This window comes from Saccharophagus sp. K07, from assembly GCF_014336955.1.
Taxonomy (GTDB): domain Bacteria; phylum Pseudomonadota; class Gammaproteobacteria; order Pseudomonadales; family Cellvibrionaceae; genus UBA5868.
In genome coordinates this window covers 993,570-1,014,539 of record NZ_QRAI01000001.1, presented here as the reverse complement: position 1 = coordinate 1,014,539, position 20,970 = coordinate 993,570, and the positions used below count along the sequence as shown (strand labels likewise).

Here is a 20,970-nt window from a genome sequence, read left to right as displayed (position 1 = left end):
ATAAATTACTTGATGCGGTCACCGACAGTGACCGCACTACCAACTACCGCGGAAATTCCGCCGCGTAACGCTCGACCCATTCACGCGCCGCTTCCTCACTGCTTAATACTCTTCCCTCTTCCTGCAAAACGTCATATCTGTAATGCTCGATATGACACACCTGCTCAACCATACGCAGCCCAAATTGCGTCGATTGATCAGCAAATTGAACTCCAATAGCGTAGTTCTCCCCTTCTTTGCGACACCACGCCACTATGCCCTCTGCCTTAAAGGACTCAGTCATATCGGGAGGACTGTCCTCGGCACAACGCAGTAAAGGTATATTTATGCGAATGCGCGCGCCTTTCTGCATCGGGCGATCGGCTGTAAAACATAACCCGCCCGCACTGACGTCGCGCATTCGCCGGACCACGCGTGGCTCGCTTTCATCAACTTGAAAATCTATGGGGATATCGGAGGGATGACGTATATAACGGCGCATAACAGACTCTTCCGTAGGTAACAGGAGTTGTTGCAACCATTCCCGGTACAATCCGAACCATGCGGTCCACCAGGCGGGCCTGGAATTTTCTTTGGGTAACTGCACTGGCTTCGCTGTATTCACTCTGCAGTCCAATATTTTTATTTTTTACCCGGGTCATGATACCAATAGATTTCTCGACAACCGGGGCTACATAAAGTTATAGCGCAAAAAATGACCGCAACATCAAATTTTGAAAATAATGTCGCGATTCAAAAAATTTGTCGTCGAAATAAATAATGAGGAGTATCGGCGCGACAAATGTTGCGCCGATTTAGAAAAGAGATTCCTGTACCATTAGCTGTCGTACCGGAGCATAACCCTTGCGGTGAATTGCACTAGGTCCAAGTGCTTGAAGAGCAGAAAGATGCGCACGGGTAGGATAGCCTTTGTGTTCGGCAAAACCGTAACCGGGATAGAGATCATCGAGCACGACCATTTCCCGGTCCCTTGTGACCTTCGCCAAAATCGACGCAGCGCTGATAGCAGCCACAGAAGCGTCGCCCTGAATGACAGCCTCGCTCGAATATTGCCATTTAGGCAACCTATTGCCATCCACCAGGACGTGATCCGGTTGTAAATGCAATCCTTCGACAGCGCGTTTCATTGCCAGCAAACTGGCGTGAAGAATATTCAACTGGTCAATCTCTGCAACGGTTGCCCTAGCTATGCAATAGCTAACCGCCTTTTCGCGAATTTCTTCGTACAGCGCTTCCCTTTTCTTCTCTGACAATTTTTTGGAGTCTGCCAGTCCGGCAATAGGACGGCGCTCATCCAATACAACCGCTGCTGCAAGCACGTCACCTGCCAGTGGTCCACGCCCTACTTCGTCAACGCCGGCCAAAATACGCACTTTCATTTCTCGCCCCGATTAATCAAATCAGCAATGGCTGAAGCTGCCGTTTCGTCTGCATTCTTTTTAAGAGCCAGATGCAAATCCGTAAACGTACTCAATAGTTTTTTGGTGGTGCTCGGATTATTTAGATAATTTAATACGGCATCACCTATGGCGACAGGCGTGGCCCTGTCTTGGATAAACTCCGGGACAATACCTTTGCCAGCCAACAAATTGGGCAAGCCTATATATTTGACCTTTACCAGCCGCGACAACAGCCAAAATGTCAGCGTCGTCAATTTATAGGCAATAACCATCGGACGTTTAAATAACATAGCTTCCAATGTAGTCGTGCCAGAGGCCATCACAACAACATCAGCCGCTTCCATTATCTGATGAGATCGCCCCTCGATTAACTCTATAGGTAGCTGCGGTGACAGAGCCTTAAGCTGCTCACTCAGTTGCTCGTGGCGCTCTTTATTTGCTGAGGGAACCAGGAATAACAGATTCTTCTGTCTCGAAGAACAATACTCAGCCATCTGCCAGAAAACCGGCCCCATGCGAGCGACTTCTCCTGACCTACTGCCCGGCATTAATGCAATGATTTTTTTATTGTCGGCTCGCTCACCCAATCCCAAGGTTTGCACAGCCGCAGCTGGGTCTGGTTCTAGCGGAATTTGATCAGCGAGCGGATGCCCCACATAGGTTACCGGCACCTTGTGCTCACGATAAAAATCCGCTTCGAACGGCAACAGTGCCAACATATGATCCACTGCGCGCGCGATTTTTTTGATTCTCCCCTGACGCCACGCCCATACCGACGGGCTTACATAATGGACCGTCTTTATTCCCTCGCGTCTGAGCGACAGTTCCAGGTCAAGATTGAAATCCGGTGAGTCGATACCGATAAAAACGGCTGGTCTATTAGCAAGAAAATGCTTGCGCAAACGGCGGCGGATGTTCAGCAGTTCCGGCAACCGAGCCAAGGGTTCGACAAGCCCCATCACCGCCAAACGATCTTGCGGAAAGAGCGAATCAAATCCCTCCGCCAACATTTTCGGCCCACCGATTCCCTGAAAAACCGCATTGGGGAAATGCACACGCAGCGCCCGGATTAAACCTGCCCCCAACATATCGCCGGATGTTTCACCGACGACAATTCCGATCAGAGGCCCTTTTGATTCCTCTACAGACACAGAGTCTGCAGCCTGAGCGAGCGCAATTACGTTCTCTTGGTCTGATAAAGAATTCTGGTCCTGCTGCGACATAACGTTTGCCACGATTCTCGGACTAAATAAATGATTTGCGGATTATCTTTGGCGAGTTTTAACCGTCCCAGCGCTGGATGCGCTGAACCAAACGCAATGTTTTGTTCAGCGCACTATGCCGCGGGTAGAAGCTTTGAGCGAATCGATCAGCGTCTGAATATGGGCATTGTGCAACGCTTGCTCTTGCAGCTCCACCAACGCCTCGTCGATGGTCAAGCCACGTCGATATAAGGTCTTATACGCGTGGCTCAGAGCCGCGATATCCTCTTTGGTAAACCCTCTGCGCTTCAACCCTTCGACATTGATATTGCGCGCAGCGGCCGGAGCACCAGCCACCATCACAAAAGCGGGAATATCCTTACCGACAGCAGCCCCCATTCCGGTAAAAGCGTGCGCACCGATTTTGCAGAATTGGTGCACCAGGGTGTAGCCGCTCAAAATCGCCCAATCGTCAATAACAACATGGCCGGCCAAGGCAGCGTTGTTAACCAAAATACAATGATTTCCTATGACGCTGTCGTGGCCTATATGTACATAGGCCATCAAGAGATTGTGATTGCCGATCAAGGTGTCGCCGCGGTCTTGGATAGTGCCCCGGTGAATCGTTACGCCTTCGCGAATGACATTGTGATCGCCAATCGTCAGCGTAGTAGGCTCTCCCTTATATTTCAGATCCGGAGTCGCCTCACCTAAAGTGGAGAACTGGAAGATTTTATTGAATCGACCAATTTTCGTGGGCCCTTTTATCACGACATGGGATTCGATGGTGGTACCTTCACCAATTTCCACATCGGGTCCAATAACCGTAAATGGGCCAACGGAAACACCTTCACCCAAAATTGCTGAGGGATGAATGACTGCACGAGGATCAATGTCACTCTTATTCATAAGCAGAGCTTCATCCCGTTAGGATACTTTGCGATCTGCACACATGATTGTCGCGCTCGCAGCCAATTGACCATCAACCTTAGCGACGCATTCGAACTTCCAAATACCGCGCTTTTCCGAAATGATTTTGGCTTCAATAAAAAGCTGGTCGCCAGGAACCACCTGCTTTTTGAAACGCGCGTCATCAATTCCGGCATACAGATAGATCGAACCGTCTTCAGGAGTTTTATCCATGGTTTTAAAGCCGAGCACACCGCAGGCTTGCGCCATAGCTTCCAAAATCATCACGCCAGGAAAAACAGGATAATCGGGGAAGTGGCCGTTAAATACATCTTCGTTGATCGTAATATTCTTGTACGCAACGATGGATTCGCCTTCTTTTAATTCAACGACGCGATCAAGCAACAAAAAAGGATAACGATGCGGCAGATAGCGCCGAATTTGATTGACATCCATCATACGACTAACCCCAAAAATAAATTCTCATTGCGCCCGACCAGCATAACCCAGCAGGCGTTTTATTCATGTATATAGAAGCCATCCCCAAATCAGCCAAGCACGGGCATTTTGCAATAGCTTCTAGTTAATCCGACTTGTTTGAGTTAGCTTCCTGCTCGGGAAAAACATGTTTTTCCAAATTCTTAACCCGTTCGACCCATTGATCCAGCTGACCGAATCGCACCGCATTTCTTCGCCAAGTGTGCACATCCTGAATCACCGTACCCGATGAGTATATGCCCGCCTCGGTAATCGATTTGGTCACAGCTGTGCTGCCATTAAACTGCACATTGTCGGCGATTTTTAAATGTCCGCCTATACCAACCAAACCACCGATCAGACAGTTCTCACCAATTTCTGTGCTTCCTGCAATTCCTGTACAACCCGCGATCGCAGTATTGCGGCCAATTTTGCAGTTGTGTGCGACATGAACCTGATCATCAATAATGACCCCGTCTTCAATAACAGTATCATCAATTGCACCACGATCCACGGTAGAGCTCGCACCGATTTCTACGTCATTTCCTATACGCACACTGCCGAGCTGATAAATCTTTACCCACCCCTCTCGAGATGGAGCAAAACCAAAACCATCAGCACCGATTACTGCTGCGGAATGAATGGTGACTCTGTCCCCTAAAACGACATCGTGATAAATCACCGCATTGGGATAAATGATGCAATCCACCCCTATACGACAGCCTGCGCTAATGACGGCGCCTGCGTGGATTTCCGTATTTTCCCCTATAACCGCGTTAGGGCCGATATAGCAACCGGGACCAACTGAAACAGAAGGTGGCACCACTGCTCTAGGATCGACCGTAGCACCAGGGTGAATACCAGCCTGCGGTTTTACACGGCGGCAAAATAATTTGGTTACCTTGGCATAGGCCAAATAGGCATCCGGAACTATCAGGGCATTCAACCGCTCCGGCACAGAAACGTCATGTTTGACAATCACGACCCCAGCGCGGGTGCTGTGTAAATGCCCCTCATATTTTTTCTTGCTTAAAAAAGATAAATGATGCGGCTCAGCCTTATCCAAACTGGCGATACCAATGACTTTATAGTCCGGATCGCCAATCCATTTCGCCTGCAGAATTTCCGCAAGCTGCTGCAATGTAAAGCTGTTATTCATATGTCTGACTACCGATAACGGAGTTTTAAGAGCAACAGACAAAACGCTTTGCAGGATTTGTCATCATCAAACGACGTCCCTAACAAAACTCTTCCATTGCCATACTAGGCGTCAGTTTTTCTTCTTGGTGTCTTTGGCTTTTTCATTACTTTTAGCGGATTTTTTTGCGTTTTCAGCCGCTTCTGCATTTATTTTGTTCAGCCGATCCAAAACCATCAGAGTAATATCAGATGTCGGAGAGCGAAATACTGCGGTTTTGCTATCCAAAACCAAATCGATACCTTCCGTTGCCATTACAGCATTCAAAGCTGCTGAAATTGCGGGCTGCATGGCATTCAACAGTTGGACGTAAACCATTTCCTGCCCACGCGACAGCATCGCCATTGTCTCGCGGCGCTCGTTGGCAATGTTCGCCATCTTTTCACGATGTTCTTTTTTCTTGTCTTCGCCCCATGTCAAACCTTGGGTTTTTCCCTGTTCGTCCAAGGTTTTTAATTCCGCTTCAAGATTATCCAATTTGGTTTTTAAGGTGGCGAACTCAGCATTTTTCTCCAGCTGGGCCATACCATTTTTACCAGCCTCAGAACCCAACACCAATGCTTCAACATCCAAAACAGCAACCTTTGTCGCACCCGCTGCGAAAGCCACTTGAGCGAAACTGAATATCAATCCCGCCATGATCATTTTTGCGATACGCATTATCAATACTCCTCAAATTTGTTTTATTGGTCCGCTGTAGGTTTTATATGGTGCAGCAGAATCACGAATAAATAGCGCTAGAACGGCGCTCCCAAAGAAAACTGGAATCCTTCTCGGTCATCGCTTTCGTTGTATTTCAGAGTTTTTGCCAGACTGAATGTCAACGGCCCCATAGGAGACAGCCAGTTCAGACCAATACCGACAGACGCACGCAACTCATCTGCATCAAAGCTGTAGCAATTGACTTGTGTTTCGCTACACTCAGTATCAAATACGTTGCCCACGTCGAGAAACAGCGACGTTTGGAACGAGCGTTGGTCATCAATAAATGGCAACGGAAAAATTAAGTCCGCACCGAACTCAACCAACATATTGCCACCAAATGCCCTGTTGCGCGTATATAAAGAGCCGTAACTACGCATCAATTCATTTTCACCACACAGCTGACGACCCTGCGAATTCGTCAACGCTTGATCACACAACACATAGGCAGCGCCGGTCTCTTGGTAGGTATCGTTGATGCCATCACCATTGCTGTCGAAGGCCAAATAATCGGTGTAATCGCTTATATAGTTGCCGTATGACGATGCATGGGGTCCGAGAGAACTGCGACGGAACCCGCGAACAGAGCCAAACCCACCGGAATAAAAATTCTTGAAGAAAGGCAGTCGATCCATACTGCCGTATCCGTCACCATAACCCAGCGATGTCCGGAAGCGCATAGTCAGCTGCTGCGTCAAAGGCACAAAAATCTGCCCTTCATACTGAAGCGTATAGTATTCCAAGTCACTTCCTGGAACAGAAACATCCAATGTCAAAGTCTGCTTACTGCCGCGAGTGGCCATGATGCCGCGGTTTAATGTGTTGCGCATCCAGGAAATACCAGCGGTAAAGCTGTCAAATTCATCGCCGTAAATATCAACGAATCCTGGAGGTGTGCTTACCAGCATATCTTCCGTTACAACACCAACCGGCAAACTCACGTCCTCAACGGGAACGCCCCCCAAAAGGTCATTAAGCCTCGCTAGATCCGAGGCCTTTACATAAAATTGCGGTCTGCTTGTCAAATCCAGCTCGAACGGAGTGCGGCGAATTTCCTGAACGGTATAGCTACCCGTTTTTACACTCAGATGGCTGTAGCCAAAGGTGTAATTCAAGCGTTGAATTTCCGAAATCGGATAACCAAAACTGAAATTTAGACCGTATGTATCTGTTGTATAGGAAGCGACATTAATTTTGGCGTAATCGCGAGCGCTGTAGTACAGACTGATACCGCGGCTCACGCCATCAGGGGTGAAATAGGGATCGACATAGGAAAAGTTATACAGTGTTTGATATTGGCTATGGTTAACCGAAATTCCCACTTGCTTACCACTTCCCTGCCAGTTGTTATGTTGCAGGGATGCTCCCAATAGAAGTCCATATCCTTGGCTGTAGCCTATGCTGGCATTAATGGAAGCAGAAGGCTGCTCTTCAACGGTATATTCCACATCAATAAGGTCAGACGCGCCGGGCACTTCCTTATTTTGAACGTTAACCTCTTTAAAAAAGCCTAAGCGCTCGAGACGAACTTTTCCTTGCTGGATTTTGGCATTGGAAGCAGAAGATGCTTCCATCTGGCGCATTTCACGTCGCAACACTTCGTCCTGGGTTTTTGTATTACCTCTAAACTCAATACGGCGCACGTACACCCGTTGCGATGGGTTAACAAAAAACGTTACGTCAACAGTTTTGGTTTCGGGATTTGGAGTTGGAATTCCTTTTACTTCAGCATTGGTATAACCGGCATTACCCAATAGACTGGTCATGTATTCTGATGTAGACGTCATCAGAACCTGCGAAAAAGTTGCACCCTCTCGCAACATAACCAGCTGGCGAATTTGTTGTTCCGGAACAATCAATTCACCAGCCAAATCTATTTTATTAACGGTATAAACATCGCCTTCATGAATATTGAGGGTGATATAAACAGATTTTTGGTCGGGGCTGAGAGACACCTGCGTAGATACCACACGAAAATCCAGGTATCCGCGGTCCAGATAATATGATTCCAGTTTCTCTATATCACCTTTGAGTTTTTCCCGCGCATAGCGGTCGTCGCTCGTGATCCAGGAAAGCCAGCCGGTAGACGTTAGCTCGAACAACTCCAATAGTTCTTTATCGCTAAATACTTCGTTACCGACGATATTAATGTGCTTAATGGAGGCTACTTTGCCTTCATCCACCTGAATTTCGACTTTGACCTGGTTGTGCGGCAAATCGACAATATTGGCAGTTACGTCTGCCGAATAGCGGCCTTGTGCTACATACTGACGTTCCAACTCATTAAGGATGATGTCCAATGTTCCACGTTGGAAGATCTGCCCTTCCGCCAGATCATTTTTCTTCATGGCGTCCATCAGGGCTTCTGTTTTGATCGCTTTATTACCCTTAATGGTAATCTCGCTAATGGTCGGCCGTTCTTTCACGCGAAAGATAACGACATTGCCATCCTGCAAAACTTCGATGTCATCGAAAAAACCAGTGGCAAAAAGCGATTTCACTGCTGTGCGAATGGATTCAGCGTCAGCAAAATCACCCGATGCTATGGGAAGAGCAGCGAACACAGGGCTAGCGGATACCCGCTGCAATCCCTCCACCCGAATGTCCTCTATGCGGAAACTGTTCGCCTGAACATGGCCAGACAATGCGACCGCCAGTGCAATCAAACACGATTTCTTCTTAAACTTGGCAAGTGGTTTCACAGACAAAATGAATTCTTCTGGTTGGAAATTTATTGTTAATGCGCGACTCGCACGTTGAGTTACAACCGCAGCAAGTCGTTGTAAAAAGCCATTACCATCACACCGGCCAAAATCACTAGGCCGAGGCTATAGCCAAACATCTGCACCCGCTCCGAAAGCGGGCTTCCTTTAATGGCTTCAGCAATGGAGTAGAGAATGTGTCCACCGTCCAAAACGGGGATGGGCAGCAGGTTCAGAACACCCAGGTAAACGCTGAGAATCGCAAGAAATTCAACGAAATACACTAAACCTGCCCTGGCGTGATCGCCCGCCACTTTAGCAATGCCAATAGGGCCGCTCAAGTTCTTCGTCGAAATTTCGCCGACGATCAGTTTTTTCAGGGAGACAAGAACAAACACGGAGGTGTCTATAGTGCGATTAAATCCCAGCCACATTGCTTTCAATGGGCCATAGGATTCCTGTCGTATCAGATGTTGCGGCCACGGGCCGTAACCTAATGCCACGCCTATCTGCCCAACTTGAGTACCATCGTCCAAAGTCTTCATCTCAGGCACCACCGACAAGCGCACGGTTTCATCATTGCGACGGACCTCAATATCCAGCGGCTGACCTACGGAGCTGCGAATCAACTTTATAAAATGATCAACGCCAGGCAGAACTTCGCCGTTGACCGTGCGCAACACATCGCCGGCCTTCAGGCCTGCGCGTTCGGCGGGGGTGCCGGGCTGAGCGTCCCCAAATATCACTGATCGTAGATAAAAATCGAACCCCAGCCCCTCGATTGGATTGGGATCCCGTGCATCGCTCAACCAGCTGCTCAGGGGAATATTAAGGTCGTAGTAGAGATCAGAATCCGTTTGTCTTACGCGCAATTCGAGAATACCCGTTTCCCCCAAGCGCATGAACAAACGCTCCATTACTGCTTGGCTCGTCGGGGTGGGAACCCCATCGACCGCCACGATTTCTTGCCCGATTTCCAAGCCGGCTTTATCGGCAGGAGAGTCTTTCTCGACCAATCCAACAACAGGCGCTATACCGACACTGCCGGACGATAACAACAAGACAAAAAAGATCACTAATGCGAGCAGGAAATTGGCCAGCGGCCCGGCACTCAGAATAGCGATGCGCTGCCATACGGATTTGCCGTTGTAGCTGAGATGGCGCTCTTCAGGCGGGACATCCACTTCTCGCTCATCGAGCATTTTGACGTAACCACCCAACGGAATTGGCGCGAGGCCAAACTCTGTACCATGGCGATCACGGAATGACCAGAATGGTTTGCCCATGCCGATACAAAAACGCAGCACTTTTACACCGCACAAACGAGCCACATAAAAGTGCCCAAACTCGTGCACGCTCACCAGTATGAATAGAGCGACCAGAAAGCCTGCAATGGTTTGGATTAGATCCATGAACTTCTACCACCTAGTCTTCAAATGTCACGACACCGCACAAGCGCGTGCCATTAATGTTTCTTTGGCTCGCACTCGAGCTAGCTGATCGGCTTGAATTACGCAATCGAGATCTCGCGGCTCCCAGGACTGCCACCCCTGCATGACCTGATCGACGGTTTCGGCAATCTGGGTGAAACGAATACGACCTGCCAGGAACTCGGCTACCGCCACTTCATTGACCGCGTTCAGTGCTGCGGGTGCTGTTCCGCCCTCTTTGAAAGCTGTGACTGCGGCGTACAAACATGGATACCGCTGCGGGTCCGGCGCGCCGAAGCTCAGACTTCCCAACTGCAAAAAGTTCAGACTGGAAACACGATTTTTAATGCGCTCCGGCCAAGCGAGACAGTGAGCAATCGGTGTCCGCATATCCGGTTGTCCCATCTGCGCCAGCACGGAACCGTCCACAAACTCCACCATCGAGTGAATGATGCTTTGTGGATGAAGGACAACTTCAATTTGCTCAGGCGATGCGCCAAACAGCCAACACGCCTCAATATATTCAAGCCCTTTATTCATCATGGTGGCCGAATCCACCGAGATTTTTTTCCCCATGTTCCAGTTGGGGTGTGCACACGCCTGTTCTGGCGTAATGCTAGAGAATGAGCCTAGTTCAAATTCACGAAAAGGTCCGCCGGATCCTGTGAGCAGGAGGCGACGCACCCCGGCGGAATACAGATCGACAAAAGGCTGCGGCAAACACTGGAAAATCGCGTTGTGCTCGCTGTCCACTGGTAATAACTGCGCGCCGTTTTCACGCACAGCTTCCATGAACAAACGACCAGCCATTACCAGGGATTCTTTGTTCGCCAGCAAAACCCGTTTGCCGCTTGTCACAGCAGCCATAGTCGCTGGTAAACCCGCCGCACCAACGACTGCTGCGACAACCGTATCCACTTCTGCATTGCTGGCGACGTTCACCAACTCTTTTTCGCCACACAGAATTTCGGTCGACAAGTGCGCGCTTTTGGTACGTTCGCGCAACCGCGCCGCCGCTGTTTCGTCACACAGCACCGCATAGCGGGGCTGAAAGCGCACAATCTGCTCGAACAACTTGGCGTCATTGTTGTTTGCTGCGAGGGCATACACCTGGTAGCGGTCAAGATGATCGCTAACCACATCCAAAGTATTTACCCCAATTGAGCCGGTGGAGCCCAGTACAGTTAGCCGCTGCATAAGGTCTCCTACAACATTCTGTTAGCAGTAATAACCGCCAGAGTGAATACAGGAACTGCTGCGACCAGGCCGTCGATGCGGTCCAGAACTCCGCCGTGCCCTGGCAGTATCTGCCCGGAATCCTTAATGCCGCGAAAGCGCTTCAGCATACTCTCGAGAAGATCCCCAACAACAGATACGAGCGCCGCAGGAAGAGCCAGCGCCAAGATGACTCCTACAGATGCGCCGCGAGACAAGGCATACGCGATGCTCAACACCGCTACGGCTAACACACCGCCTGCAACACCCTCCCAGGATTTACCAGGACTCACTTGCGGCGCGAGCTTGTGCCGGCCAAATCGGCGCCCGGAAAAATAAGCGCCTATGTCAGCCGCCGCCACCAGCAATACCACCGCTATAACCAACCACTGCCCATTTGCCAAGTTGCGCAAATGGATCAGGGCAATAAATCCCGGAATCAACACCAAGGCCCCAATTACCATTCGAATAATCTGGTGACGCCATAAAATCACGCTGCTGGGATACCCTTGCACAAACAAAAGCGCCACCGCCCACCAGACACAACTCAGTAACAGCAGCTGATCCAGGGTAATCAAATCCGATACACGCAAAAGCTCCAGCAAGCCTCCGCCCACACCAAGGATCACAAATGCATAGATGAGCCGAGCCTTGGTGGACGTAAGATGGCAGAGATTAGCCCACTCCCAAGCAGCTATAGCGGCGGCAACTGCGGCAAACGCGGCAAATGCCAACGGCGGGAAGAGAAAAAGCACACCGAGAAAAACTGCAGCCAGCACCAAAGCGGTGATCACTCGTTGCTTAAGCACTGAAAACGCCCTTACTGGATGCCAATTGATCGGCAGTACGGCCAAACCGGCGCTGGCGTTGATAGAAGTCGGCAATCGCGGCTTCCATGGCCGTCGCATCAAATTCCGGCCATAACAATGGGGTGAAATAAAGCTCTGCATAGGCGGCCTGCCACAGCAAAAAATTGCTGATGCGAAGCTCGCCACCGGTGCGAATCAAAAGATCCAATGGCGGCAGACCGGTTGTGGACATGTTCTGATCAATGCGATCTGCATCAACATCATCAAGCGACAACCGCCCTTCCATAACGTCCTGCGCCACACGACGAGCCGCCTGAGCCATATCCCACTGACCGCCGTAATCGGCAGCTATGACCAAGGTCGAATCACCTTGAGACGCTGTGCGTTCCGCCTCTTCGATCGCATTGCGCAAACTGGCGCTGAAACGATTGCGGTTGCCAATAACCCGCAACCGAACCCCTTCTTCCGCCAAGCGGCGCGCTTCGCGCTGAAGATAGCTAAGGAAAAGCCCCATCAAGGCCTCAACCTCCTTCGGCGGACGGCGCCAGTTTTCACTGCTAAAGGCGAATACGGTCAGCACTTCGATCTGATTCTTGCGACAGACCTCTAGCACATCGCGAATACGCTCAACTCCAACGCGATGTCCCATGATGCCCTGCTTGCCTTCTCGCTTGGCCCATCGATTATTGCCATCCATGATGATGGCCACATGCCGCAATGCCTCAGAACTCACCCATTAGCTCCCGTCGAATCCGTCAGATTTCCATCAGGTCTTTTTCTTTCGCTGCCAAAGCTGCATCAACTTCAGCAATGTACTTGTCCGTCAGTTTCTGAATTTCGTCTTGCGCCCTGCGCTCGTCATCCTCGCTGATCAACTTGTTTTTAACTTTGTCTTTCAGCAGGTTGTTAGCGTCGCGACGAACATTGCGAACGGAAACCCGTGCGTGCTCCGCCTCGGCGCGAGCTTGTTTGATAAAGCCCTTGCGCGTTTCCTCCGTCAGGGCGGGCATAGGTACGCGAATCAAATCCCCGGTTGTGGACGGATTCAAACCCAGGTCGGACTTCATGATGGCCTTTTCAATTTCCGGGACCATCTTTCTTTCCCAAGGGCTAATAGACAGCGTACGCGCATCCAAAACACTGATATTGGCAACTTGAGACAGCGGTGTATCGGATCCGTAGTACGACACCATTACCCCATCGAGAATGCTGGGGTGTGCACGACCAGTGCGGATTTTGTTGAAGTTCACGCCAAGAACTTCAACCGCTTTTTTCATTCTTTCTTGAGCATCTTTTTTAATGTCATTAATCATGCGATGTCCTCAATCAAAGTACCTTCATCACCCCCGACGACTATGTTCAGCAGGGCTCCCGGCTTATCCATACGGAATACTCTCACCGGCATTTTATGCTCTTGGCACAGGCAGATAGCCGTTAAGTCCATCACCCCGAGTTTCTCGGCCAAAACCTGGTCGTAGCTGAGGTGCGTATAACGGGTAGCTGTGGGATCTTTCATTGGATCGGCGCTGTAGACGCCATCGACCTTGGTGGCTTTCAGAACCAATTCTGCGTTGACTTCGATACCGCGAAGGCAAGCCGCAGAATCCGTTGTAAAGAAAGGATTGCCAGTTCCAGCAGAGAAGATGACCACTTCGCCGTTTTCCAGTAGACGAATGGCGCGGCGGCGGTCGTAATGCTCGACAATCCCACTCATCGGAATAGCGGACATAACGCTGGAAGAAATATTGGAGCGTTCCAGGGCGTCACGCATCGCCAGAGCATTCATAACGGTGGCCAGCATACCCATGTGGTCACCTGTCACACGATCGAGCCCAGCCTTATGCAGCGCGGCACCGCGAAACAGATTGCCGCCCCCGATCACCAAGCCGACTTGTACCCCTATGCCGACAAGCTGTCCGATTTCCAGAGACATTTTGTCCAGCACTTTGGGATCTATGCCAAATCCTTCATCACCCATCAGCTGCTCACCGCTGAGTTTGAGCAGAATCCGTTTATATTTGCGATCACGGGTGGTAGCCATAGACTCTTTCTCCGAAGCAAAAATTGGCGGCAGTTTAACAGCAAAAAGGCGGGAGAAGCGATCTCCTCCCGCCTTTAAATTATCCGGTCGAACCGAGAGGTTAAGCCTCGATCAACCCTTGGATGCCTGCACCTGCGCAGCCACTTCTGCAGCGAAATCGGTCTCTTCTTTTTCGATACCTTCGCCTACTTCGTAACGCACAAAGGAAACGATTTGCGCACCGGCTTTTTTCGCCAACGCACCTACAGTGACTTCCGGATCTTTGACGAATGGCTGCTCGGTCAAGCTCGCTTCTTTCAGGAATTTGGAGATGCGGCCTTGCACCATTTTCTCGACGATTTCAGCTGGTTTGCCAGCCATGTCGGGCTGCGCCTTGATGATATCTTTCTCTTTCTCGACGATATCGGCAGGCATTTGGCTCGGATCAACCACTTGAGGGTTAACCGCGGCAACGTGCATAGCAATGTCGCGAGCCAGCTCAACAGAACCACCTTTCAATTCCACCAACACAGCGATGCGGTTGTTGGAGTGAACATAGGAGCCCACTACGCCATCAGCGGGAGAAACTGCAGCGATGCGACGCACGCTGATGTTTTCACCGATTTTTTGTACCAGAGCTTCACGAGCAGATTCCAGTTCGCCAGCCATTACAGCTGCCACATCAGATTGTTTGGAGCTGTAAGCTTTTTCCAAAACAGTGTTGGCAAAGCCGAGGAAGTTGTCGTCGCGTGCAACGAAGTCTGTTTCAGAGTTAACTTCGAGCAACAAGCCAAAGCTGCCATCGTCTGCAACACGAGCCAGAACCACACCTTCAGCTGCGGTACGACCAGCTTTTTTAGCCGCTTTCAAGCCGCTTGCTTTACGCAGATTTTCGATAGCCAGTTCGATGTCGCCGTTGGAGTCAACCAACGCCTTTTTGCATTCCATCATTCCGAGGCCAGTGCGCTCGCGCAGTTCTTTTACCAGAGAAGCGGTAATTGACATGATTTAGTCCTCTGTCGTCAGTATTCAAATGGGAGAGATACGTAAGAAAAAGGGGGTTCTCCCCCCTTTTCACAATATCCAGTCTGCGCCGTCAATTCGGCGTAAATCGTGAAACGCAGAAATTAGGCTTTAGCTGCTTCGTCCACTTCGACGAATTCGTCTTTGTTAGGAACTGAGCTGTGCTGAGCAGCGCCTTCGATGCAGGCATCTGCCAGTGCGGTCACATAGAGCTTGATCGCGCGGATAGCGTCATCGTTACCCGGAATGACATAGTCAACGCCAGCAGGATCGCTGTTGGTATCTACGATTGCGATAACTGGGATGCCGAGCTTGTTGGCTTCTTGAACGGCGATGCGCTCATGATCAACATCGATCACGAACAATGCATCAGGCAGACCGCCCATATCTTTGATACCGCCGATCGCTTGCTCCAACTTCTCCATAGCGCGGGTACGCATCAGAGCTTCTTTTTTGGTCAGCTTGTCGAAAGTACCGTCTTTGCTCTGAGTTTCCAGATCGCGGTAGCGACGGATAGAAGCGCGGATAGTTTTGTAGTTGGTCAACATACCACCCAGCCAGCGGTGGCTGACGTACGGCATACCAGCGCGTGTTGCTTGCTCAGCGATGGTCTTTTGGGCGGCGCGCTTGGTTCCGACGAACAGAATTTTCTTCTTCTGTGCGGACATTTGACGAACTAATTCGAGCGCTTTGTTGAACGCTGGAACAGTGTGCTCCAGGTTGATAATGTGGATTTTGTTGCGAGAACCGAAGATGTAGTTGCGCATCTTGGGGTTCCAGTAACGGGTTTGGTGACCAAAGTGGACACCGGCATTCAGCATATCGCGCATGCTAACTGTAGGCATGATGTATTCCTTCAATACATTGTTGGGTTAAGCCTCCACACATCCCACCATTCAACCCTACTCCTGAAGGAGCAAGGCACCCAGAACAGTGTGCCGATGTGTGTGCGACGTTGGTTTAGATTACCTGCCCGTAAGCAGGGCGCGCTTTATACCACAAACGACTGCCTGATTAAAGTCTGATTCACCTCTATACGTCCCACAAACGAGCCGATTCTCAGCAGACAACGCTTGTTGAACGACTCGCGCGGGGACTACCCAATGCGGAACAGTAGGTGGCGCGCCCACTATCGTTTAGAATGTACGGCTATCCTGAAACAAACCCTTTTGCAGTGATTCCTCATGGCCGTAACGATTAAAACTGAAGATGAAATCGCGAAGATGCGCATTGCGGGACGCAAAGCGGCAGAAGTCCTGGAGTATATCGAGCCCTATGTCGTTCCCGGCGTTTCCACCGAAGAATTGAACCGGCTGTGCCATGAGTACATAACCCAGGTGCAAAAAGCGATTCCCGCCCCGCTGAACTACAAAGGCTTTCCAAAATCCATTTGCACTTCCGTGAATCAAGTCGTCTGTCACGGTATCCCGTCCGAGAAAAAGATTCTGAAAAGTGGTGACATCATCAATATTGACATCACCGTCATAGATAACGGCTACCACGGCGATACCAGCAAGATGTTTCTGGTAGGGAAAGTTGCTCCCCATGCCGAGCGCTTGGTCCGCGTTACCCAGGAGTGCCTATATAAGGCTATTGAACTTGTTAAACCGGGCACTCATCTCGGCGATATTGGCCATGTCATCCAGAAGCATGCAGAGGCTCATTATTTCTCTATCGTGCGCGATTATTGCGGTCACGGCATAGGCTTGGGCTTTCACGAAGACCCACAAGTTCTGCACTACGGCACCCCCGGCACAGGTATGGAATTGGTGGAAGGCATGACCTTCACTATCGAACCCATGCTCAACGCTGGTAAAGCTGCGACCAAATTAAAAAGCGACGGTTGGACAGTTGAAACCCGCGACGGCCGCCTGTCGGCTCAATGGGAACACACTCTGGCGGTGACCGCTACGGGTGTGGAAGTTCTAACAGCGCGCAAAGAAGAACCATTTTGATGAACGTCCCTCCCGAGTCCTGGCCTGAGTATCCGTACCAGCCCATCTTTTTTAATCAGCGGCAATTTCGCGAGGATTTCGCCAAAAAGCCGGTTATCAAAGTTTTTAAAGACGCCATTAATGGCGTCAATGCCCATTTCGACCGCCGCTACGAGGAAGGTGAGGACATTCGTTTCCTCGTGGCCGAACGTGCGACCTTTATCGATCTGATCCTGCACTACGCCTGGCACAGATACGCCTGGGGCGATGATGTCTGCCTGATCGCCGTGGGCGGATACGGGCGGCGCGAATTGCACCCACATTCGGATATCGACCTGCTGGTATTGCTCGCCAACGACGCCGGCAATCGCTACCAGGAAGAGATCCAGAGTTTTATTACGCTTCTGTGGGATATAGGTTTGGAAATCGGCAGCAGCGTTCGCACTCTGGACGAATGTGTCGCCATCGCCAAACAAGACATCACAGTCGCTACCAATTTGATGGAGGCGCGACGCCTGGCGGGCAATGATCGTTTGCGCGACCAACTGCAAACCCTCACTGGGCCAGACTATATGTGGCCTCTCGGAGAATTTTATCGGGCGAAATTTGAAGAGCAGGTCCAGCGCCACAAAAAACACAATTTCACCGAGTGCAATCTCGAGCCCAACGTCAAAAATTCCCCCGGTGGCCTGCGCGATATTCAAACCATTCACTGGGTGGCCAAACGCTATTACGGCGTGCAAACCTTGCGGCAACTCGAAGGCCAAAGCTTCTTCACCGAACAGGAATTCGGCCTGCTGCGCAACGGCGAAGCCTTGCTGTGGCGTGTGCGTTACGGGCTGCACAAAATGGCGCGGCGCGCGGAAGAAAGGTTGCTCTTTGAATATCAGCGCGAATTAGCCAAACAATTTGGCTATAAAGACAATGAGCGCGGCCTCGCCGTCGAGCAATTCATGCATGAGTATTACCGCACCGTATTAGCGCTGCGGGAATTGAACGATATTCTGCTGCGCATTCTCGATGAGCGTATTCACGAAAAAGAAAATAAAGTCGCCGTCACCCCCAGTGAAACCGTACAACTGAGCGCGGATTTTCAATTGCGCGACCACTATATCGGCGTTACCCACAATCGAGTGTTCGACGAGCGCCCGGCTGCATTGATGGAAATCTTTGTGCGCATGTGCGAGGACTCGTCGATCAAAGGTGTGCAATCGCAAACCATCCGATTAATTCGCGAGAAGCGCGCACTTGTCGACGAAAAATTCCGCCAGGATCCGGAAATTCGCGCGCAATTTTTGCGTATGTTCAAAATCGAGAAAGGACTCGTTCCCCAGCTCAAGCGCATGAAACGCTACGGCATTCTCGGCCGCTATTTGCCGGCGTTTGGCAAAATCACCGGGCAAATGCAACACGACCTGTTCCACCGCTATACAGTGGACGCACACACTTTATTGGTGATGCAAAATATTCGGCGCTTCCGTAATGCGAGTGCTGAACAGGATTTTCCTCTCGCCGCCAATATCATTAAAAATCTTCCGCAACCCGAACTGCTTTACATAGCTGCACTGTTCCACGACATCGGCAAAGGCCGCGGTGGCGACCATTCGCAGCTCGGTGCGGAAGACGCGGAACTTTTCTGTCAGGAACACGGCCTCAACGCGCGCGAAACCCGCCTAGTGAGATGGTTGGTGGAAAAACACCTGTTGATGTCCTACGTCTCACAGAAAAAAGATATTTCCGATCCTGATGTCATCCATAAATTCGCCCAGCAAGTCGGCGACACCACGCATTTGGATTATCTGTATCTGCTCACCGTCGCCGATATGTGCGGCACCAACCCGGAAATTTGGAACAGCTGGCGCGCAAGCCTGATGCGCCAGCTGTACACCGAGACCAAACTCGCCCTGCGCCGCGGCTTGGAAAATCCTGTCGACTTGAAGGAAGTTGTCGAAGAAAACAGGAATAATGCTCTTGCAGCACTAGCGGAAAAAGGCGTTAGTGAAGCGGAAGCGCGGGCAATCTGGGCGGAAATGCGCGACGATTATTTTGTGCGCGAAGGTGTCAAGGATATCGTCTGGCAAACGGAAGCGATTTTGCGGCACAACAGCGAAGAACCGCTGATTTTGATTCGGGATTCGGAGCATCAACCCTGGCAGGGTGCAACGCAAATATTTGTGCGGGTCAAAGACGTAAACAATGTTTTTGTCGCTGCTTCAACAGCACTCGCGCAACTCGGCTTAAACATTCAGGATGCGCGAATTTACAGCTCCAAACGCGGCTATACCATCGATACCTTTTATGTGCTCGATGAAAATTATCAACCACTCGGCAATGATCCGGCGAAATTGGCGGTAGTGCATAAAGCCCTGGCCGATGAATTGAGTTTGGTCGACCAGTACTCGGAAATTGTCCGCCGGCGCACTCCGCGCTTGTTAAAGCAGTTCGCCACACCAACGCGCACCAGTATCCACAATGCGCCCAATAGCAATGTGACTGCGCTGGAAGTCATCAGCCCCGACAGACCCGGACTTCTGGCGACCATCGGTCGCATTTTCATGGAATTCGGTGTACAGCTGCAGAACGCCAAAATTTCCACTTTGGGTGAACGAGTGGAAGACATCTTTTTTATTACAGACGCAAACAAAGAACCTCTCACAGACCCGGATTTATGTGATCGCCTCCAGCAAACCATCTGCCGGGAACTCGATTTACAAGTGGAAAAAGATATCTGATGAACGAACATCTGGCGTTGTTGCAGCCCTATCCTTTCGAAAAACTCACGGCGCTCAAAGCGGGCATTCAACCGCCAACGCATTTGCCGCATATTGCGCTTTCCATCGGCGAACCTAAACATGCGCCGCCGCCGTTTTTATTAAAAATCCTGGCGGAACAGTCGAGCGGTTTGTCGCAGTATCCCGCGACCAAAGGTTTGCCCGAGTTGCGCGAATCCATCGCCCAATGGGCGACACGCCGTTTTAATCTCAAGAGCGGCACTTTGACGGCAGAACATCATGTATTGCCAGTTGCGGGTACTCGCGAAGCTTTGTTTTCGTTTGCGCAAGCGTGCGTCGAAAAAAAGCCGAATGCAAAAGTGTTGATGCCAAATCCGTTCTATCAAATTTATGAAGGCGCGGCATTGCTGGCGGGTGCGCAACCCTATTTTCTCAACTGCACGGTCGACAATCGTTTTGCCCCGGATTTTTCCGCAGTCCCCGCCGAAGTCTGGCGCGACTGCCAGTTGTTGTATGTCTGCTCTCCCGGCAACCCGACAGGTGCCGTATTGGATCGGGAAACCTTCCGATATCTGATTGAATTGGCCGATAAGTACGACTTCATCATCGCCAGTGATGAATGTTATTCCGAGTTGTATTTCGACGAAGAAAATCCGCCGCTCGGCTTGTTGCAGGTGTGCGATGAGATTGGCCGCCACGATTTTCGCCGCTGCGTGGTTTTTCACAGTCTGTCAAAACGCTCCAACCTGCCTGGTTTACGCTCGGGATTTGTTGCGGGCGATGCGGAAATTTTGCGGCAATATCTTCTCTATCGAACCTATCACGGCTGCGCCCTCCCTGTGCCGACCCAACTCGCCAGCATAGCGGCGTGGCGGGATGAAGAACACGTGCGCGAAAACCGTGAGCTGTACCGCCGCAAATTCGCAGCTGTTTCCGAAATATTAAAAAATCATCTCGACCTCACCATGCCGGATGCAGGATTTTATTTCTGGGCACAGACGCCTTACAGCGACACCGAATTCACCCGTGATTTGTTCGCCCAGCAAAATGTGACCGTACTTCCCGGTCAATACCTCGCTCGCCCGACAGCGGATGGCAATCCCGGCGAAAATCGCATTCGCATGGCATTGGTTGCAACTCTGGAAGAGTGTTGTGAAGCGGCTGAGCGAATCAAACGATTTTTAGCCCATCCATAAAATGCGTGTTTGATATCAGTT

Annotated in this window: 19 protein-coding genes; 3 read left to right on the top strand and 16 right to left on the bottom strand. The window is 50.6% G+C overall.

The features are described from left to right. Positions 1 to 43 precede the first annotated feature (43 nt). The 16 genes from DWB84_RS04305 to rpsB all read right to left on the bottom strand — a co-directional run bounded on the left by DWB84_RS04305 (position 44) and on the right by rpsB (position 15,932). On the bottom strand, positions 44 to 604 hold the full coding sequence (locus DWB84_RS04305) for a PilZ domain-containing protein (protein ID WP_370589664.1): 561 nt from the start codon (positions 602 to 604) through the stop codon (positions 44 to 46). 190 nt (positions 605 to 794) lie between these two features. Then, complete coding sequence (gene rnhB, locus DWB84_RS04300; RefSeq protein ID WP_187408500.1) at positions 795 to 1,379, bottom strand: ribonuclease HII; 585 nt, start codon at positions 1,377 to 1,379, stop codon at positions 795 to 797. After that, a complete protein-coding gene (gene lpxB / locus DWB84_RS04295; RefSeq protein ID WP_187408499.1) occupies positions 1,376 to 2,623 on the bottom strand; it encodes a lipid-A-disaccharide synthase in 1,248 nt (415 codons plus the stop codon). The genes rnhB and lpxB overlap by 4 nt, the downstream gene beginning before the upstream one ends. A 105-nt stretch (positions 2,624 to 2,728) precedes the next feature. Then, the gene (gene lpxA / locus DWB84_RS04290; RefSeq protein ID WP_187408498.1) at positions 2,729 to 3,511 is read right to left on the bottom strand and encodes an acyl-ACP--UDP-N-acetylglucosamine O-acyltransferase; all 783 of its coding nucleotides are present in this window, start codon (positions 3,509 to 3,511) and stop codon (positions 2,729 to 2,731) included. Between the two features lie 18 nt (positions 3,512 to 3,529). Beyond that, a complete protein-coding gene (gene fabZ, locus DWB84_RS04285) occupies positions 3,530 to 3,970 on the bottom strand; it encodes a 3-hydroxyacyl-ACP dehydratase FabZ (protein ID WP_187408497.1) in 441 nt (146 codons plus the stop codon). Between the two features lie 124 nt (positions 3,971 to 4,094). After that, on the bottom strand, positions 4,095 to 5,147 hold the full coding sequence (gene lpxD / locus DWB84_RS04280) for a UDP-3-O-(3-hydroxymyristoyl)glucosamine N-acyltransferase (protein ID WP_187408496.1): 1,053 nt from the start codon (positions 5,145 to 5,147) through the stop codon (positions 4,095 to 4,097). Positions 5,148 to 5,258: 111 nt separating this feature from the next. Next, positions 5,259 to 5,846 carry an OmpH family outer membrane protein gene (locus DWB84_RS04275; protein ID WP_187408495.1) on the bottom strand — a complete coding sequence of 196 codons (588 nt, stop codon included), beginning with the start codon at positions 5,844 to 5,846 and terminating at the stop codon, positions 5,259 to 5,261. Between the two features lie 77 nt (positions 5,847 to 5,923). Next, the gene (gene bamA, locus DWB84_RS04270; protein WP_187408494.1) at positions 5,924 to 8,554 is read right to left on the bottom strand and encodes an outer membrane protein assembly factor BamA; all 2,631 of its coding nucleotides are present in this window, start codon (positions 8,552 to 8,554) and stop codon (positions 5,924 to 5,926) included. 95 nt (positions 8,555 to 8,649) lie between these two features. Further along, the gene (gene rseP / locus DWB84_RS04265; protein WP_187408493.1) at positions 8,650 to 10,002 is read right to left on the bottom strand and encodes an RIP metalloprotease RseP; all 1,353 of its coding nucleotides are present in this window, start codon (positions 10,000 to 10,002) and stop codon (positions 8,650 to 8,652) included. A 27-nt stretch (positions 10,003 to 10,029) separates the two neighbouring features. Further along, the gene (gene ispC / locus DWB84_RS04260) at positions 10,030 to 11,217 is read right to left on the bottom strand and encodes a 1-deoxy-D-xylulose-5-phosphate reductoisomerase (protein WP_187408492.1); all 1,188 of its coding nucleotides are present in this window, start codon (positions 11,215 to 11,217) and stop codon (positions 10,030 to 10,032) included. Between the two features lie 8 nt (positions 11,218 to 11,225). After that, on the bottom strand, positions 11,226 to 12,044 hold the full coding sequence (locus DWB84_RS04255) for a phosphatidate cytidylyltransferase (RefSeq protein WP_370589663.1): 819 nt from the start codon (positions 12,042 to 12,044) through the stop codon (positions 11,226 to 11,228). Beyond that, positions 12,037 to 12,741: a polyprenyl diphosphate synthase gene (gene uppS, locus DWB84_RS04250; protein WP_222868056.1), complete on the bottom strand. Its 705-nt coding sequence runs from the start codon at positions 12,739 to 12,741 to the stop codon at positions 12,037 to 12,039. The genes DWB84_RS04255 and uppS overlap by 8 nt, the downstream gene beginning before the upstream one ends. Positions 12,742 to 12,799: 58 nt before the next feature. After that, entirely contained in the window at positions 12,800 to 13,357 is a 558-nt protein-coding gene (frr, locus tag DWB84_RS04245; protein WP_187408489.1) for a ribosome recycling factor, read from the bottom strand. Then, positions 13,354 to 14,085, bottom strand: a complete 732-nt coding sequence (gene pyrH, locus DWB84_RS04240; RefSeq protein ID WP_187408488.1) for a UMP kinase — start codon at positions 14,083 to 14,085, stop codon at positions 13,354 to 13,356. Before pyrH ends, frr begins: the two co-directional genes overlap by 4 nt. A 111-nt stretch (positions 14,086 to 14,196) precedes the next feature. Further along, the gene (gene tsf, locus DWB84_RS04235) at positions 14,197 to 15,069 is read right to left on the bottom strand and encodes a translation elongation factor Ts (RefSeq protein WP_187408487.1); all 873 of its coding nucleotides are present in this window, start codon (positions 15,067 to 15,069) and stop codon (positions 14,197 to 14,199) included. 122 nt (positions 15,070 to 15,191) lie between these two features. Then, complete coding sequence (gene rpsB, locus DWB84_RS04230) at positions 15,192 to 15,932, bottom strand: 30S ribosomal protein S2 (protein ID WP_187408486.1); 741 nt, start codon at positions 15,930 to 15,932, stop codon at positions 15,192 to 15,194. 339 nt (positions 15,933 to 16,271) lie between these two features. Here rpsB and map point away from each other — a divergent pair, with 339 nt between their 5' ends. Genes map through dapC form a run of 3 tightly spaced genes read left to right on the top strand, consistent with a single transcriptional unit; the run spans position 16,272 to position 20,949 of the window. Continuing rightward, a complete protein-coding gene (map, locus tag DWB84_RS04225) occupies positions 16,272 to 17,042 on the top strand; it encodes a type I methionyl aminopeptidase (protein WP_187408485.1) in 771 nt (256 codons plus the stop codon). Next, complete coding sequence (locus DWB84_RS04220; RefSeq protein ID WP_187408484.1) at positions 17,042 to 19,753, top strand: [protein-PII] uridylyltransferase; 2,712 nt, start codon at positions 17,042 to 17,044, stop codon at positions 19,751 to 19,753. The genes map and DWB84_RS04220 overlap by 1 nt, the downstream gene beginning before the upstream one ends. Then, positions 19,753 to 20,949, top strand: a complete 1,197-nt coding sequence (dapC, locus tag DWB84_RS04215) for a succinyldiaminopimelate transaminase (protein ID WP_187408483.1) — start codon at positions 19,753 to 19,755, stop codon at positions 20,947 to 20,949. The genes DWB84_RS04220 and dapC overlap by 1 nt, the downstream gene beginning before the upstream one ends. Positions 20,950 to 20,970: the final 21 nt, after the last annotated feature.